Genomic DNA, 17,010 nt, shown 5'->3' with positions numbered 1-17,010 from the left:
CAATATACACGTGTTAACGTGTATGTATAGATTGAAGCATTGTTTGTTTTACTTTGTTCTGTTTGGCGGTCTGCGCCAAACGACTTTGATGCTAGAGCTAAGGAGCTCACGCATCAAGTCGGGTGCTCGCAGTCGCGGCAGTGCCGCTTGGTGCTCCGCAGGCTTTCCCTCGATCTTGGCTGATGAGAATCAATTGTGGATGAGGAAAAGAGGATAGAACTCTTGTCGTATACATTTGTTGGGAGAAGCCTTACATCAATTGATGTGAGGCTTTTTTTATTTCTAGAGCATGAGATAGGTTCCAATTCTTCAGATTTGTCCTACCTGTATCATAAAATTAATGAAGATTGATCGATAGGTTCTCGTTAATTCCTGGGTATTAAATCACTTAGTCTTATAGGTTAAATGTGTGTTTAATTATCATATGGTTTTTAATTTCAATTCTATTGACTTTTCAGTAAACTAAGGTAAGGTTAGACGGGAAAATTCGAAATTTTGAATATTACCTGGTCAGGCAAATTAAATGGTCAATGAGTTAAATATAGAAACGAATCTTATTAAAAAACTTGAGGACCTAAAATATACCTATCGAGGAGAAATCAGAAATCGGGAAGATCTTGAAAGAAATTTCCGAAAACACTTTGAGGAGCTGAATAAAGTCAATTTGACAGACTCAGAATTTGCTCGGCTAAGGGATGAAATTGTAAATGCAGATGTTTTCCAATCTGCTAAATTGATCAGAAGTCGAAATACCTTTGAGAGAGAGGATGGAACACCTCTTCATTACACTCTTGTAAATTTGAATGATTGGTGTAAAAATAATTTTGAAGTAATCAATCAGTTCCGAATCAATACGCAGAAGAGTTTTCATCGATATGATGTTATCCTACTTTTGAACGGGATTCCAATTGTTCAAATAGAACTTAAAACATTAGAAATTAGCCCGAGAAAAGCCATGCAGCAGATCGTTGATTATAAAAACGATCCAGGGAATGGATATACGAATTCACTTCTGTGTTTTATTCAACTATTCATTGTTAGTAATCAAACCAACACATATTACTTTGCAAACAATCAGAACCAACATTTTAGTTTTGATGCAGATGAACGTTTTTTACCAATCTATCAGTTTGCGACTGAGGATAATAGAAAAGTGACTCATTTAGATGAATTTGCTGGGAAATTTCTGCCTAAGTGTACGCTTGCGCAACTGATCAGTAGATATATGGTGCTTGTAGCAAGTGAACAGAAGTTAATGGTCATGCGTCCATATCAAATTTATGCGGTTAAAGCAATTGTAGATTGCATCGAACAGAATCGAGGCAACGGATACATTTGGCATACAACCGGGAGTGGGAAAACACTCACTTCTTTCAAGGCCTCTACATTGTTAAAGGACAATCCAAATATTGAAAAATGTTTGTTTGTCGTTGACCGGAAAGATTTAGATCGGCAGACGAGAGAAGAATTTAATAAATTTCAGGAAGGTTGCGTCGAGGAGAATACCAATACAGAGGCTCTGGTTCGCCGACTTCTTTCTACTGACTATGCGGACAAAGTCATAGTAACTACGATTCAAAAATTAGGTCTCGCATTGGATGGAACCCAAAAGAATCAATATAAAGAGCGATTAGAGTCTTTACGGGAAAAACGGATTGTTTTTATTTTTGACGAATGCCACCGCTCTCAGTTCGGTGAAAATCACAATGCCATCAAAACTTTTTTTCCGAAGGCACAGCTCTTTGGTTTTACTGGCACTCCTATTTTTAGCGAAAATTCGAGTTATACGCGAGTGGAAGGAGAACAAGCGTCTTATATCACAACAGAAGATGTATTTCAAAAAAGACTTCATGCCTATACTATCACTCATGCCATTGATGATCGAAATGTTTTACGTTTTCACGTAGATTACTTCAAGGAAGAATTGAAGGGACCGAAAGGGGCAAAAGTTAGTGACTTAGTTTCTCAGAAAGCGGTGGCCGAAGCAATATTAGAAAAACATGATATTGCCACTCACAATAGAAAGTTTAATGCGATCTTTGCTACGGCTTCCATCAATGAAGCGATTGCCTATTATGGAATTTTTAAAGAATTACAGGAAGAAAAGGTTAGAGTGGATGAAAACTATCGTCCGCTTCACATTTCTTGTGTCTTTTCTCCTCCCGCTGAAGGGAATCGTGATGTACAACAAATTCAGGAAGATTTGCCTCAGGAAAAAGAGGATAATAAGGAAGCACCCGAAGAAAAAAAGGCAGCCTTACTTGCTATCATCTCTGATTATAACAAACAATACAATACGAACCATAAGTTGAGTGAGTTTGATTTATATTATCAGGATGTGCAAAAAAGGATTAAGGACCAAAAGTATTCAAACGCTGATTATCCAAGAATAAATAAGATTGATATCGTGATTGTCGTGGATATGCTCTTAACGGGCTTTGATTCTCAATATTTAAATACATTGTATGTTGATAAAAATTTGCGATACCATGGTTTGATCCAAGCCTTTTCTCGAACCAATCGAGTTTTGAATGATACAAAACCGTATGGAAATGTATTGGATTTTAGAAATCAAAAGAATGCGGTAGATGATGCCATTGCGCTTTTTTCTGGGGAAGAAGCAAATCGTGCCAAAGAAATTTGGCTTGTGGATCCAGCCCCTGTCGTAATTACGAAGTATGAGGCAGCAGTATCCAAACTGGGTGAATTTCTAAAATCACAAGGTTTGGAATTTGCACCAGAACAAGTGAATAATTTGCATGGGGATGAGGCAAGAAGTCAGTTTATCAATCTCTTTAAAGAAGTGCAAAGGATCAAAACACAACTCGATCAATACACAGATATCTCCCATGAGCAAACGGAAGCCATTGAAAAAGTAATATCGGACGATGATCTGAGAAGCTTTCGAGGAGTTTACTTAGATACGGCACACAGGTTTAAGGTGGAAAATGCACCTAACGGTATGGAGACGATTGTCCACCAATTGGACTTTGAATTTGTTCTCTTTGCCTCTGCTGTGATTGACTATGATTACATCATGGGTCTTATCTCTAAATACACGCAAAAAACATCCAAACAGAAGATGAGCCGAGATCAACTTGTTGGAATACTTTCTTCTAGTTCCAATATGTTGGATGAGAAAGATGAAATCATTTCTTATATAGGTACTTTGAAAGTGGGCGAACCTCTGAGTGAAGCTGAGATAAAGAGTGGTTACATACAGTTCAAAGCAAACAAGTTTCAAAATGAATTGAAAGGTGTTGCTAAGAAACACGGAATCGAACCAGTCGCCTTACAAAACTTTGTGAATTCGATTATGGACCGGTTGATTTTTGACGCGGATGATTTGAGTGAACTGATGGCGCCCTTCGATTTGAGTTGGAAGGAAAGGACCAAAAAGGAACTGGCTCTCATGGAAGACCTGGTTCCCTTGCTAAGGAAACTCGCACAAGGAAGAGAGATCTCGGGACTTGCTGTGTATGAGTAGGAAATGACTACATGCATAGAAAATTAAGAAAACTAGACAGATTCTGTTTGATATGTATAAAAATGGCGATTTTTTATACATATGGGGGAATTCTGTGAATTCGAATTTTCTATTGGATCCACTGCCTCCGAAGATTGAACTAGAGACCAAGTCGGTGCTTCGGAGGGTTTCATCGGCACAGAGATACTTGGCGGAATTGAAAGGCGTTTCTGCCAGCATTCCGAACCAAAACATTTTGATCAACGCTCTCTCCTTACAGGAAGCAAAAGACAGCTCCGCCATCGAAAACATCATCACAACACATGATGAACTTTTCAAAGAAGGCCTGTTTCCTGAGGAGACGATCCATCCGGCAGCAAAAGAAGTTGGAAACTATGCAACGGCACTGCGAAAAGGTTTTGCTTTGGTCAAAAACACCAAACTCCTAACGGGAAACCATATTTTGGAAATCCAAGAAATTTTGGAAGAGAATAAAGCTGGTTATCGGAAATTGCCTGGAACAGATCTCAAGAACCAACTAACAGGCGAAATTGTTTATACACCTCCTCAGAGGTTGGATGAAATTGAAATCTTGATGAAAAATTTAGAGATGTACGTCAATGATGACAGTTTGTCCGAGGCAGATGATTTAATTAAAATGGCTGTGATTCATTACCAATTCGAAAGCATACATCCGTTTTATGATGGAAATGGACGAACAGGAAGGATCATCAATATTCTTTATCTAGTTTTAAAAGATCTACTTACTCTTCCTATTTTGTATTTAAGTCGTTACATTATCAAAAACAAATCACAGTATTATGACTTATTGCAAGGTGTTAGGGATACGCAAGATTGGGAGTCCTGGATTTTGTTTATACTCGCTGGCGTTGAGGAGACTTCCAAACAAACGATCGAAACGATCCAGTCTATCAAACAAGTCATGTTGGATTATAAACACAGAATTCGCACATCTTGTAAGTTTTATAGCCAAGATTTAATTAACAATTTGTTCTATCATCCTTATACTAAAATTGAATTTATTGAAAAGGATCTAGGAGTGGGTCGGCTTACGGCTGCTAAATACTTAGAAGAGCTTTGTAAACAAGGTTTCTTGAAAAAGCAAAAAATGGGTCGGACTAATTATTATATCAATCTGGGGCTCTATCAGGTGTTGGCAAGATGAGAGCTATGATCAAAAGAGAAGAAGAGATTAACCACAGAAAACACGGAAAGACACGGAAGGGAGAAGGAAAAGGAATTTTTTCAGTGCTTTTCCGTGCCTTCCGTGGTTCAAAAACTCTGAAAAGGGCCAATTTTGTATTAGGTGGCAGTGTATGAATCAAAAAGAAAAAAGTTCCTTAAAACAAATGGTTCCAGAATTGCGATTTCCTGAGTTTGCCCATTCGGGGGATTGGGAGAACACTTTTCTGGGTAAACTTTGTTCTATTACAACTGGAAAATTAGACGCGAATGCAATGATACCAAACGGGAAGTATCGATTTTATACCTGTGCAAAGGATTTTTACTATATTAACGATTTTGCTTTCGATACTGATGCACTTTTAATTTCAGGTAATGGAGCAAACGTTGGATATATTCATCATTATAAAGGGAAGTTTAATGCTTATCAAAGAACGTATGTGTTAGATAAATTTTCTCAGGATATTATATATATTAAATATTTTCTTGATAGTAACTTAAGCAAAAGAATCTCTACTGAAAAAAAAGAAGGCAACACGCCATACATAGTTATGGCAGCATTAACGGAGATGAATGTCACTCTCCCCTCGCTCCCCGAACAACAAAAGATTGCCGATTGTCTTTCTTCCTTAGATAATGTTATCTCTTTGGAGTCCCAAAAATTGCAGTCGCTCCAGTCGTATAAAAAGGGTTTGTTGCAAAACTTATTCCCTAGGGAAGGGGAAACGGTTCCTAAGTTGCGGTTTCCGGAGTTTGTGGGTAAGGGGGATTGGGAGGAGAGGAAGTTGGGGGAAGTTTATACATTTATAGTAACTAATTCGCTATCACGAGACCAGCTAAATTATAGTAATGGCGAATTTAAAAATATTCATTATGGCGACATCCATACAAAATTTTCCACTTTATTTGATATTACGAAGGAAATTGTACCGTATGTAAATCAAGGAGAAGCATTTAATAAAATTAAGACACGAACTATTTGTGAAGCAGGAGACATTATCATTGCGGATGCCTCTGAAGATCTCGCCGATATAGGTAAAAGTATTGAAATAGTTCACCTGAATAACGAAAAATTAATTTCAGGGTTGCATACAATTCATGCTAGACCTGTCAAAGAAAAGTTCGTTATAGGATTTGGTGGCTACTTATTTAAGTCGCCAAAAATAAGATCCCAAATTCAGAGAATTGCGCAAGGTGCGAAGGTATTAGGAATTTCCGCTTCTAAACTTTCCTTAATTCCAATCTCATTCCCCTCTCTCCCCGAACAACAAAAGGTTGCCGATTGCCTTTCTTCGGTGGATGCACTGATCCAAGAGCAGTCGGAGAGAGTGGAAGGGTTGAAATCGCATAAGAAGGGTTTGTTGCAAGGATTGTTTCCGGTGATGGGGGAGTGACCACGTAAGGTGAAGATTTGGAACCACCGAAAGCATAGAAAGGCACGGAAGTAAGAGAGATGAAAATAGTATTTTTCCGTGATGTTCAGTGTGTTTGGTGGTTAATGACTTTCTTGGAAGATTTGAAACCACAGAAAACACGGAAAGGCACGGAAGTAAGAGAGATGAAGATTGTATTTTCCGTGTTGTTCAGTGACTTCCGTGGTTTGGAAAAAGAAGAAGAGATTAACCACGGAAAACACGGAAAGACACAGAAGGAAGGAAGATGAAGATGTTTTTTTTTCGAGATGTTCAGTGTGTTCGGTGGTTAAGAGATCTTATAAATGGAAAGTGAACTGATTTATGAAGAGGAAAGTTTTAAAATCAGAGGTGCTATTTTCCAAGTTTATAAAGAAATGGGTTCAGGATTTCTTGAATCCGTATATCAGGAATGTTTGGAGCTGGAATTGAAAAAAAATCAAATTCCTTTTCAAAGTCAACCAGAGCTTCTATTGCAATATAAGGGCGAGAAGTTATTACGAAAGTTTGTACCTGATCTAATAGCATTCGAAAAAATAATTATAGAAATTAAGGCAGTTAAAAATTTAGCTCCGGAGCATCGAGCCCAACTAATCAATTACTTGAAAGCTAGCAACCTGAAACTAGGCTTTCTTGTCAATTTTGGACATTATCCTCAAGTAGAAATCGAGAGGGTAGTAACATAATATGAAAACAACGAATATTGCCCATAGAATTCGACAGACCTTTTCCGTGTTCTTCTGTGTCTTCCGTGGTTTTAATTTTTTTAAATAGGAACTATATGACAGAACCACAACAAAACCAACTCGGTAAAACTCTCTGGAACATAGCAGACCAATTGCGTGGTTCCATGAATGCGGATGATTTCCGTGACTATATGCTTTCGTTTTTATTTTTGCGTTATCTCTCGGATAACTATGAAGCGGCGGCAAAAAAAGAACTCGGAAAAGATTATCCGAAACTCGCAGATACAGACAACCGCACTCCTTTGAATGTTTGGTATGAGGCCAATCCCAAAGATACAGTAGAATTTGAAAAACAGATGCGACGTAAACTGCATTATGTTGTGGAGCCGCAATTTTTATGGAGCCATATCGGGGAACTGGCTCGCACTCAAGACAAAGACTTATTAAAAACATTACAGAAGGGATTCAAATACATCGAAGAAGAATCCTTTGCCAGTACCTTCCAGGGGCTGTTTTCAGAAATCAATTTGAGTTCAGAAAAACTAGGTAAAAACTATGAAGAAAGAAATAAAAAACTCTGTGCCATTATTTCTAAAATTGCCGAAGGGATCCGGCAGTTTTCCTCCGATTTAGATATCTTAGGTGATGCCTACGAATATTTGATTGGCCAGTTTGCCGCAGGTTCAGGAAAAAAAGCAGGAGAGTTTTATACTCCACAACAAATCTCGACGATCCTTTCTGCCATTGTAACACTCGATAGCCAAGACCCGAGTACGGGAAAAAAGAAAAAACTAGAGAAGGTATTAGACTTTGCCTGCGGTTCTGGTTCCTTACTCCTCAATGTGCGAAATCAGATTTTGAAAGAAGGCGGAAGCATTGGCAAGATCTTCGGACAAGAAAATAACATTACTACGTTTAACTTAGCCCGAATGAATATGCTCCTTCATGGGGTAAAGGATACCGAGTTTGAAATCCACCATGGTGATTCTTTGTTAAACGAGTGGGAAATTTTAAACAACCCCAACCCAGCAAAGAAAATGCATTTTGATGCCATCGTGGCAAATCCTCCTTTTAGTTTGCGTTGGGAACCAAATGATTCGTTAGGAGAAGATTTTCGTTACAAAAGTTATGGGCTAGCTCCAAAGTCTGCGGCAGACTTCGCCTTTTTGTTGCACGGCTTTCATTTCTTGAGTGACGAAGGAACGATGGCCATCATCCTCCCGCATGGGGTTTTGTTTCGCGGTGGAGCCGAAGAAAGAATCCGCACCAAACTCATCCAAGATTCCCATATCGATACAGTTATCGGATTACCATCTAACTTATTTTATTCGACTGGGATTCCTGTTTGTATTCTGGTTTTGAAAAAATGCAAAAAATTTGATGATATACTTTTTATCAATGCAAGTGAGTATTTTGAAAAAGGCAAACGACAAAATCAACTTTCTGCGGAACACATTGAAAAAATTGTTTCGACGTATCAATTTAGAAAGGAAGAAGATAAGTATTCGCGTCGTGTGGGACTCAAAGAAATTGAAAAGAACGATTACAATTTAAATATTTCCCGTTATATCAGCACCGCAAAGACAGATGAGGTCATTGACTTGGAACAAGTGAATGCGGAGTTGGTTTCTTTAGAGAAGAAGATTGCAGAGGCGAAGAGGAAACACAATGGTTTTTTGAAGGAGTTGGGGTTGGCAGAGTTGCCGTGAGGGGGGAAGACATAGATTTCATCTTCGTAGAGCACAAGAATTTGCTCTCCTTTAGTTGACAACAACTCCAATTCTCAATACACTAGAGTCATGAATCGAGAGGACGAAGAAACCTTAAACAATCTTATCAAAGGTGGACTTCTGGGAGCGGGGATAACGGCACTTCTCAAGAGACAGGCAGACGGTGAAGATATCGCTGTTGGGGCTCTTCTCGGTGCTGCGATTTTGGCCTCATTGAAGGCCTCGGAAAGAGCGAAGGAAACCAAAATTCCAGTATTAATTCAGGAAGGAGATTCTCTTTATTGGAAACATCCCGATGGCCACAAAGTATTTTTCAAAAAATTACCAAACCACTCAGAAAGTTTACCTACGAAGTTTAACCTTACTTAGATGAGTAAAAAACGCCTTCGTATTTTTGCTGGCCCCAATGGCTCTGGAAAATCTACATTTATCAATGAATTTGAAAGTTCCGATCCTAGATATAAACTCGGCGTTTATGTAAACGCAGATGAGATCGAAAAGAATCTAAAAAATGATCATTTTTTAGACATCAATCATTATAAGATACAATTTGCAACGGATGAAATTCAAAACTTCTTTCGCCTTTCCCAGTTTTCTCCTAAGAAAAGTGAAATTTTGGATCTTTGGAAATACTTTTCAGTCACGGATAGCAAGTTATGCATTGATGGAAACTTAGAAATAAATTCTTACATAGCAGCGGACTTAGCAGAATTTTTGAGACAAAAATTGCTCGAAGCAAACATCTCCTTTTCATTTGAAACAGTAATGAGTGATAGGCGGAAGCTTGATTTTTTGAAAAAAGCAAAAGAAGCAGATTATGTAATTTATCTTTATTTTTTTTGCACTGTCGATCCTGAAATCAATAAGAACAGAGTTGAAATCAGAGTGAAAGAAAATGGGCATAACGTTCCACCGGAAAAGATAGAAGAACGCTATTATCGTAGTCTAGATAATTTGAAAGAGGCAATTCGATTGTCGAATCGAGCATATCTTTTTGATACTTCAAGTGATACGTTTGAAGCGTTATTATTTGCGGGAGTTTCGAATGGTGTCGAAGTTGAAAGATTTACTCCAAACAAAGTTCCTTCTTGGTTTATCAATTATGTAGTAGAAAAAAAACTCCCCCCGCGTTAGGTGATCCGTAGGGCTTGGTCCGCAGGACGGAAGCGTCAGCGCACCCCGGAGGAGCCCGACCCTTACACATTCCATTTCCAAAACTCCGATCCAATCGGGAACGCCCATTATATCAAAATTCATTCCTCTACCTTGAGATTGCCCAAACCCATGTTCTCATTTCGAACCTCCAAAAGAGAAATTTTTGACCTATCCAAATAGACTGCTTTTCTTAATTTAGGAGGATAGACACGAAGGCATATTTTGCAAAAACAAATTGAAACGTTTTCAGATCTGAAATTAGATCGATCCATCCAAAAAGCAGTCGTTGAAACTGGTTATACTAAACCTACACCCATCCAAATCCAAGCCATTCCTTTACTTCTAAACAATCACGATCTGTTAGGTTGTGCTCAAACAGGAACAGGTAAAACCGCTGCTTTTGCTTTGCCTATGATCCAAAATTTAATTTCCACGAGGGCAAAACCAAATCCAAAACAACCACGATCTCTTGTGTTAGTTCCCACTCGTGAGCTTGCCATTCAGGTCCATGAAAGTTTTGTTTTATATGGAAAATATACCCAAATTCGAACGGCAGTCATTTTTGGTGGTGTGGGACAAAATCCCCAAGCAAAAGCCATTGCAAGTGGATTGGATGTTCTCATTGCCACGCCTGGTCGCCTGGTCGATTTGATGAACCAAAATTTGGTATCATTGAAAAATCTCGAAATATTTGTGTTAGATGAAGCAGATAGGATGTTGGATATGGGTTTTATCCATGCTATTCGAAAAATCATTTCCTTTCTTCCAAAGCGCAGACAGAATTTGTTTTTTTCTGCAACTATGCCACCTGAAATAGAAAAATTGGCAAACTCAATTTTGGTAGAACCAATTCGTATCGATGTAACACCTGTTTCGTCGACAGTAGAACTAATTTCACAATCTGTGATGTATACAGAACTAGCAGATAAAAAAAATCTTCTCCTTCATTTGTTTAAAGATAAAAATTTTAAAAAAACTATTATCTTTACCAAAACAAAACATGGAGCAAATAAAATTTCGGAACTCTTGAACAAAAGTGGAATCAAAACTGATGTAATTCACGGCAATAAAAGTCAATCAGCTAGACAAAGAGCCTTAGAAGATTTTCGTTCGGGAAAAAACAGAGCCCTTGTCGCAACCGATTTGGCTGCCCGAGGAATAGACATCGATGACATCACCCATGTAATTAATTATGAAATTCCTTATGTTCCTGAAACTTATGTACATCGAATTGGCCGTACAGCACGTGCAGGGAAAAATGGAATTGCCATTGCCATCGCAGAGGCAGACGAAAGATCACTGATCAAAGACATTGAAAAAGTAATTGGAATTTCGATCCCAGTGGATCGGGACCATCCTTACCATGCAGCGCGGGTTGAATCGCATACAGGCAAGGCTCCAAAACTCCATGGATCTGGAGGTGGCGGCAATAGAGGGCAAAGACGTCACACGCAATCGGGAGATGTTTCATCTGGCCGTCATGCGAACTCACAGCAGAACTCCAAACAAAACTCACATCGAAGTCAAGGGCAATCGGAAAAAAGAAAGCCAAGTAATTCAGGAAATAGATCTGAGCCTAAAAAATCATCTCCTAGTGCGAAAAAAACGCCGAAAGCAAAAATGTCACGATTTAGGTAGCGAGACATTCTATACTGATCATTACGAACGTTAGGTTGATTACTGCTTCGTTGGGGTAAGCCTGTCTGAAATGAAAACTTCAACTGAAAGAGAATTTCGAAAAACGTCGATAATGATTTAACAAAAAAATATGAACATTTTTTTGATTCTGAAGAAAGACAATTAAAGTCTTATATTTATCGAATGACCTCCTCGGTTGAGGACAGTGATGAAATTTATCTAGACTCTTGTATTCGATCTAGTTAACCGCTGTAAGCATATAAGTGGACACCCACCTGAAGTTAAGATCACACCTGTTGAGAGTCCGGGCAGACGACCTGGCTATAAGGTCATAGGTGTAAGTTCAGTCGCGAAGCGCTGGATCAGCCAAGTGATACGAATCGCCAGAGCTTGACCATATTACAATTTGCATGTGTTAACGTGTATGTATAGATTGAAGCATTGTTTGTTCATTTACATGTCGTATACATTTGTTGGGAGAAGCCTTACGTCGAAAGATGTGAGGCTTTTAAAGGCCGGTTTTTCTTTCAATCAGCCATTCATATAATGCTTGTTCTATTTCTCTTTTTTGGAACGGTTTTGGCAAAAACGAAGACATTCCGGCGCGAATGCACTTGTCTTGATCATCCTGGAAGGCGTCCGCCGTAACGGCTATGATGATTGGTTTGGGAAAAATTCGTTCGTCTTTTAAAATCTCTTCCGAGGCACCGATACCATCCAGATTGGGCATATTGATGTCCATAAAAATCAGATGGAATTCGTTTGTTTGGGCCTTGGTTATCGCTTCCCAGCCGTCTTTCGCCACATCATGCCGGACTTTTAATTTTTTCAAAAAACTGGAAAGTAGAAACAGGTTGGTAGGATCATCTTCTGCAATCAGCACATTTGTGTTAGATGGTAATCTTGAAAGATCCACCGAATCTTCGGATCGTATGACTCTGGACATTTGGTTGGGAAGAAGTCTGAGTTCCATTTCAAAACAGGAACCGGTGGGAAAATTCCTTTTTACTTTCAATTCTCCTCCCATCACATCCATTAGTTTTTTAGAGATGGCAAGACCGAGTCCCGTTCCTCCGTACTTACGGGATATGCTTGAATCCAACTGTGTGAATCTTTGAAACAAGGAGCCTATTTTGTCTTCCGGGATTCCTATTCCCGTATCCGTTATCGATACTTTGTATTGAATCCAGTTTCCTACTTCTTCCTTTTGGGAAGAGAGAATGATTTTGATTTCTCCAGATTCCGTAAATTTGACCGCATTGGAGACTAGATTAAATAACACTTGTTTGATTCTGTTTTCATCGCCATGTGCTAAAAATATAAAATCTGGATCAAACCTGACTTCAAATCGAACTTGTTTCTGTTCCGCTTGGTGCTTAAAAATCCCTTCCGCAAGTTCGAGTAGAATTTTCCAGGAAAAATCGGATTCCAATAATTCTATTTTTCCCGCTTCCAGTTTGGAATAATCCAAAATATCATTCAATATGGTCAAAAGAGATTGTCCGCTGTCCTGTATCATCTTCAGGTATTGTGCTTGATCCTCCGAAACAGTTGTCATTTTCAAAAGTTCCGTGATTCCCAAAATTCCGTTCATGGGAGTTCTGATTTCGTGACTCATTGTCGCTAAAAATTGAGACTTTGCTTTGTTCGCGGTTTCTGCTAGTTGTTTGGCGGTCTCGTATTCTTCCGTGCGGAGTTTTACCTGCAATTCCAATTCGTATTTTTGGTATTCTTTCAGGTTCAAGAGTTCCGTATGGGTTCTGTTTTTTTCTTCCAAAGTTTCACCGAGTTTTTGAACTAATTTTTCTTCCTCTTGCAATGCCTTTGTTATTTTTTTTGATAATAGAATCGCTTGGATGAAGATAAATAACAAAACCCCCAAATGGGAGAGATAACCTGTATGAATCAATCCGAAATTGAATAATAAATCGTTCAGTAGGGTAACCGCTGTAATGGAATAGGCAATGAGCATAAGTCCCGCACCTTCCCTTTTTCTAAAAAAAGCTCTGATGAACAAAGGTACATACAATATGAGTGCAATCATTGCAAAACCGAAGAGATACAATGCGTAATGTGTGAAAGTGGAAACCGGCAAAAACAAAGTTAGTAAAAAACTAAAGAAAACCAACCTGAGAACTTTTGTGATTATTTTGGGGATGTCCTTCGGAAATAAAAGATCGTAGAGTGTTACCATGGAAACCCCGATCATATAAATCACTCCGAAGAGCAGCCGGATATATGAATCAAAATCCAGATCGGGGAATAGATAATAAAACGTATGCGTTTCAAAATTCAATTGGCGAATTCCCATAATCATACAGAAAAAACCGAACATCAGATATTCTTTGGAACGGAATCTTGACAGATAGATAATCAGATGGTACAAGCCGATGATGATGATTGCAGAAGAACTCGCAATGTCCCGTATAACAAGATTGATGTGCTGTCTTTCTATGGATTTCCATTCTCCGAAATAAAGAGGTTCCCAAAATCCGTGATTTTCATGATTGAAGTTGGATACCCAAACGACGATTGTCACTTCATCGGAAAGATTTCCCAGATAGGACGTGCCTGGTTTCAGGTCAGGCTTCATTGTTTCAAAACTGTCTCCCGTTTGTCCCACTTTTACCACAGAACGGGCGTTAACGAAAATTTCGAATGCGGACATGATTTCCGTCCAAAACAATCCGTAGTTCATTTCCCGTTTTGGAAGTTTTAGTTTGAGTCTGTAGGTTCCCTTTCCGAAAATCGGTAGGTTTTTTCCGTTTATTTTATAGAATTTCCAAAAAGAGGGAACCGGAAAATAACCATGGCATTTTTTCTTCCAAACGGACTCATCCGATTCAGGAGGAATCAATTCATCCCAACAAAATTCCCAATCTCCTTTCAAATTTATCAAACTTCCTTTAGGTTCCCATGAGGTAAGATCCATTGATCCGGAATTTATATCGGGGAGGGGAGAGGTTGCGACTTTACAAAAAGAAAAAGATATAAAAACTACAAGTAGAGGTAAAAAAAAAATTTTTTTAAAAAAAGAAAGCGAAATTACCATAAAACTACCCATAGGCGAGAAAGAAATAGAGCGTTTGATTCAAACGAGAAAATTAGCTTGAACTGAAGCTTCTAATCTCTGATTCCGAGAGCAATCTATTTATTTTATACTCTAAAAAGCAAACAAAACGGACAAACGCCAACCGCAAATCGAAATTAATTTTGTTTGTTTCATTCAAAAGCGAAGCCAATCTATTGGGCAATGCGATAGATGGAATTGCTTTCTTCTATGCAGAGCAACGGTCCGGTGTATCCTGAAAATGATAGTCAAAGCCCTCGATTTCGAGGATATTTTTATTCCAACGTGCTTGCCTTTTTTTCGTTTGGTTGGGAAGTGAGGAAGGAAGTTTTTGAAATTCTAATTGGATGACTTTTTCGGAAATCCATTGATACTTTCCTCTATACTTTGGTTTTTCCAGTGTACCGTCACTTTCCCGAAATTCAACCAAAGAGAGTTCAAATGAACTATTTGAATCAAACTTAATTTCCGCTATTGATCCATAAGCACCTGGACTTGGACCATACCAAATAATATTTGTAAAGATTTCTTTTGTGTTTAAACCTGCAATTTCATTGAATCTGTATGTATTCCGAAGTAAGGAAAGGTCTTTGTCTTTAAGCATCAAACGTTTGTAAGTTTTTTTATATGTGACGGCATTTTGCAATAACTGAAAAACGTCTTGTTCTTCTGTCAAATTCTCACATTGGCTTAAGTGAATGGTGTAAACGCAGGCCAAGTTATAGTTTGCATATGGGTCATTCGGATTTTTCTTTAAACTTTCTTTGAACCAGATTTCGGCCTGAGACCAGTTTTTCTGGTAAAAGGCATCAATGGCTTTTTGGTTAGTCTCCGATAATGGTTCTGAATTTAATGGAATTCCAAATCCAATCAAAAGAAAAAGGCTGAGTAAATAAGTTTTAATGGGAGTCATTTTCTTTCGTATATCCAATGTAAGATTTAGATCGAATTTCTTTGATTCGCAAGAAGAAAATTTGACGGAAAAACAAGTGGGCCAGGCGAAGAAGGTGTGACCCTTACACTTTCGGGTCACAGGTGTTAGGTCAGTTGTTATTTTTATGCCCCGAAAATAAATCCCAAATCAATCTAGACCAATCTTTCCATCCGCCCAGTAGGCACGAACTTTTAGTTTGTTAGTTGGAACTCCAGAATCCTTCAAATAGGTTCTGACTTGTTGGATTGATTTTGCTCGGCCTGTCAAAAATATTTTTGCGTCAGGGATTTGCGAAAGGCGCTCAAGAATTTCCTTCGCCACTTTTTGGAGATGCGATCCATCAAGGGATCGTTCGATCATTCTCTGCCCCGTAACTCCCAATGACGCGAGAGCCTCTTTGCCAGCTTCAGCCGAAGTCAATTCAAAGAATATATGAGATTGATTGCCCACTTTGTTTTGCAGAACCTTTGCGATCCCAAAAGAAGTCTCATCACCAAAAAGAATGGCCTCTCCCTCAATATTTGAAAAATTCAAAGACTCGCGTGGTCCGAAAACTTCGCAAAGGTCACCTACTTTTAACGCACTGATCCAATTGGAAGCTGGGCCATCATTTCGCTTGTAACAAATCATGGAAAGTTTGCCTACGACTCGATCAACAGTAAGCGGAGTGAACGTTCGGTAAGTAAGATTTCCTACATCAACTTGCACTTTTCCTCCAGGAACCCACTTTGAATCTTTTAATTTTGTTCCCGTCATTTCGATCAGAACGAAATTCTTAGACAGCGATTCGATTTTTGATATTTTGGTTTGTGTTAAAAATATGCTGAAGGCTGATTTTAGGCCTCGTTTGATAAATGAATTTGATTCTGACATGGCAATTCCTCTTTATGAATGTGGCGACCACTGTTCCCGTTTTTAAATGAAAACATGATCAATCCATAGTCTATTATTAATGCGAGTAGACCGAAAAATCAATATTAAGTCAAAAGAAAAAGAATTGATTCGATTGCACCGGGAACTGAATCAAATTCGTGATAAAATTAGTTCTCTACCTTTGATCGAATTAAAGAAACCAATTTTTCATTCCTATGGATTGATTTGGACTTTGAAATTACAATCGTCGAAGTACAAAGAGGCATACCTTTATATCATCAATACATTTTCTAGAACCAAACATGTGAAAAATTTAAGAAAAGTCCATCAAATGGAACCTGAACCGATAATGTTGGAAAAGCGGCAATATTGGCGACTATTGGAAAAGTATCCTGACGCGAATCGCTGGTTTCTCAAACGAAAAAACAGATTCAAAAAAACAGAGTATATTTTCAACAAAGTCACAATTTTAGAAAAGAAAATTGTAAAAGTAATGATCACTCATAGAAAAGAAATCAATCCAGATTTGGAAAGTCGCAAACGGGAAATCGAAGATATTGTTTATACTAACAGAGATAATTCGGGTAAATTGGACAATCTATTTGGCAATCGTTATCATTTTGATTCGGACTGGCATGGAGTGAGAAAGAAGCTAATCGAAATAAATTTTCCTCTGGAGGTGGAATTATAATTTACGTACTATCGCCAAGCAAACATGGAATGGCAAATTTGTTTTCAAAAATTTCTGCAGAACTAATTTTCTAAGTTTAAACTTTTAAATATAAGTAAAAACGACTCAGTATTTTCAACAATGGATTTGATTTAAACCTACCAAGTGTCTAT

General features: G+C 38.3%; 13 protein-coding genes. 10 read left to right on the top strand and 3 right to left on the bottom strand.

All coding sequences use genetic code 11. The annotated features are described in order from the left end of the window. Positions 1 to 523 precede the first annotated feature (523 nt). From JWG40_RS13565 to JWG40_RS13525, 9 genes are all read left to right on the top strand, one after another. A complete protein-coding gene (locus JWG40_RS13565; RefSeq protein ID WP_205286331.1) occupies positions 524 to 3,487 on the top strand; it encodes a type I restriction endonuclease subunit R in 2,964 nt (987 codons plus the stop codon). A 94-nt stretch (positions 3,488 to 3,581) separates the two neighbouring features. Beyond that, complete coding sequence (locus JWG40_RS13560; protein ID WP_332470770.1) at positions 3,582 to 4,652, top strand: Fic family protein; 1,071 nt, start codon at positions 3,582 to 3,584, stop codon at positions 4,650 to 4,652. 151 nt (positions 4,653 to 4,803) lie between these two features. After that, positions 4,804 to 6,063: a restriction endonuclease subunit S gene (locus tag JWG40_RS13555; RefSeq protein ID WP_205286329.1), complete on the top strand. Its 1,260-nt coding sequence runs from the start codon at positions 4,804 to 4,806 to the stop codon at positions 6,061 to 6,063. A gap of 59 nt (positions 6,064 to 6,122) precedes the next feature. Then, positions 6,123 to 6,332 carry a hypothetical protein gene (locus JWG40_RS13550; RefSeq protein WP_205286328.1) on the top strand — a complete coding sequence of 70 codons (210 nt, stop codon included), beginning with the start codon at positions 6,123 to 6,125 and terminating at the stop codon, positions 6,330 to 6,332. Between the two features lie 54 nt (positions 6,333 to 6,386). Further along, the gene (locus tag JWG40_RS13545; protein WP_205286327.1) at positions 6,387 to 6,767 is read left to right on the top strand and encodes a GxxExxY protein; all 381 of its coding nucleotides are present in this window, start codon (positions 6,387 to 6,389) and stop codon (positions 6,765 to 6,767) included. Positions 6,768 to 6,862: 95 nt separating this feature from the next. Further along, positions 6,863 to 8,476, top strand: a complete 1,614-nt coding sequence (locus tag JWG40_RS13540) for a type I restriction-modification system subunit M (RefSeq protein WP_205286326.1) — start codon at positions 6,863 to 6,865, stop codon at positions 8,474 to 8,476. Between the two features lie 90 nt (positions 8,477 to 8,566). Then, a complete protein-coding gene (locus JWG40_RS13535; protein ID WP_205286325.1) occupies positions 8,567 to 8,866 on the top strand; it encodes a hypothetical protein in 300 nt (99 codons plus the stop codon). Further along, on the top strand, positions 8,867 to 9,631 hold the full coding sequence (locus JWG40_RS13530; RefSeq protein WP_205286324.1) for an ATPase: 765 nt from the start codon (positions 8,867 to 8,869) through the stop codon (positions 9,629 to 9,631). A gap of 243 nt (positions 9,632 to 9,874) precedes the next feature. Then, positions 9,875 to 11,290: a DEAD/DEAH box helicase gene (locus JWG40_RS13525; protein WP_205286323.1), complete on the top strand. Its 1,416-nt coding sequence runs from the start codon at positions 9,875 to 9,877 to the stop codon at positions 11,288 to 11,290. Positions 11,291 to 11,798: 508 nt separating this feature from the next. On the opposite strand, the gene JWG40_RS13520 is transcribed toward JWG40_RS13525, so the two are convergent. The 3 genes from JWG40_RS13520 to JWG40_RS13510 form a co-directional block, all read right to left on the bottom strand. After that, positions 11,799 to 14,342 (bottom strand): ATP-binding protein, encoded by a 2,544-nt coding sequence (locus JWG40_RS13520; RefSeq protein ID WP_205286322.1) that lies wholly within the window; start codon positions 14,340 to 14,342, stop codon positions 11,799 to 11,801. 226 nt (positions 14,343 to 14,568) lie between these two features. After that, the gene (locus JWG40_RS13515) at positions 14,569 to 15,273 is read right to left on the bottom strand and encodes a hypothetical protein (RefSeq protein WP_205286321.1); all 705 of its coding nucleotides are present in this window, start codon (positions 15,271 to 15,273) and stop codon (positions 14,569 to 14,571) included. A gap of 168 nt (positions 15,274 to 15,441) precedes the next feature. Continuing rightward, positions 15,442 to 16,167 carry an SIP domain-containing protein gene (locus JWG40_RS13510; RefSeq protein WP_205286320.1) on the bottom strand — a complete coding sequence of 242 codons (726 nt, stop codon included), beginning with the start codon at positions 16,165 to 16,167 and terminating at the stop codon, positions 15,442 to 15,444. A gap of 79 nt (positions 16,168 to 16,246) precedes the next feature. On the opposite strand from JWG40_RS13510, the gene JWG40_RS13505 reads away from it, so the two are divergent. Continuing rightward, on the top strand, positions 16,247 to 16,858 hold the full coding sequence (locus JWG40_RS13505; RefSeq protein ID WP_205286319.1) for a hypothetical protein: 612 nt from the start codon (positions 16,247 to 16,249) through the stop codon (positions 16,856 to 16,858). Positions 16,859 to 17,010: the final 152 nt, after the last annotated feature.

This window comes from Leptospira abararensis, assembly GCF_016918735.1.
Classification (GTDB): domain Bacteria; phylum Spirochaetota; class Leptospiria; order Leptospirales; family Leptospiraceae; genus Leptospira_A; species Leptospira_A abararensis.
Note: the sequence above shows the minus strand (reverse complement) of the source record. Positions and strands in the feature narration are given on the sequence as shown.

Coding starts and splice junctions, on each gene's coding strand:
- JWG40_RS13565 (WP_205286331.1), top strand. CDS start 524: ATGGTCAATGAGTTAAATATAGAAACGAATCTTATTAAAAAACTTGAG.
- JWG40_RS13555 (WP_205286329.1), top strand. CDS start 4,804: ATGAATCAAAAAGAAAAAAGTTCCTTAAAACAAATGGTTCCAGAATTG.
- JWG40_RS13550 (WP_205286328.1), top strand. CDS start 6,123: ATGAAAATAGTATTTTTCCGTGATGTTCAGTGTGTTTGGTGGTTAATG.
- JWG40_RS13545 (WP_205286327.1), top strand. CDS start 6,387: ATGGAAAGTGAACTGATTTATGAAGAGGAAAGTTTTAAAATCAGAGGT.
- JWG40_RS13540 (WP_205286326.1), top strand. CDS start 6,863: ATGACAGAACCACAACAAAACCAACTCGGTAAAACTCTCTGGAACATA.
- JWG40_RS13535 (WP_205286325.1), top strand. CDS start 8,567: ATGAATCGAGAGGACGAAGAAACCTTAAACAATCTTATCAAAGGTGGA.
- JWG40_RS13530 (WP_205286324.1), top strand. CDS start 8,867: ATGAGTAAAAAACGCCTTCGTATTTTTGCTGGCCCCAATGGCTCTGGA.
- JWG40_RS13520 (WP_205286322.1), bottom strand. CDS start 14,342: ATGGTAATTTCGCTTTCTTTTTTTAAAAAAATTTTTTTTTTACCTCTA.
- JWG40_RS13515 (WP_205286321.1), bottom strand. CDS start 15,273: ATGACTCCCATTAAAACTTATTTACTCAGCCTTTTTCTTTTGATTGGA.
- JWG40_RS13510 (WP_205286320.1), bottom strand. CDS start 16,167: ATGTCAGAATCAAATTCATTTATCAAACGAGGCCTAAAATCAGCCTTC.
- JWG40_RS13505 (WP_205286319.1), top strand. CDS start 16,247: ATGCGAGTAGACCGAAAAATCAATATTAAGTCAAAAGAAAAAGAATTG.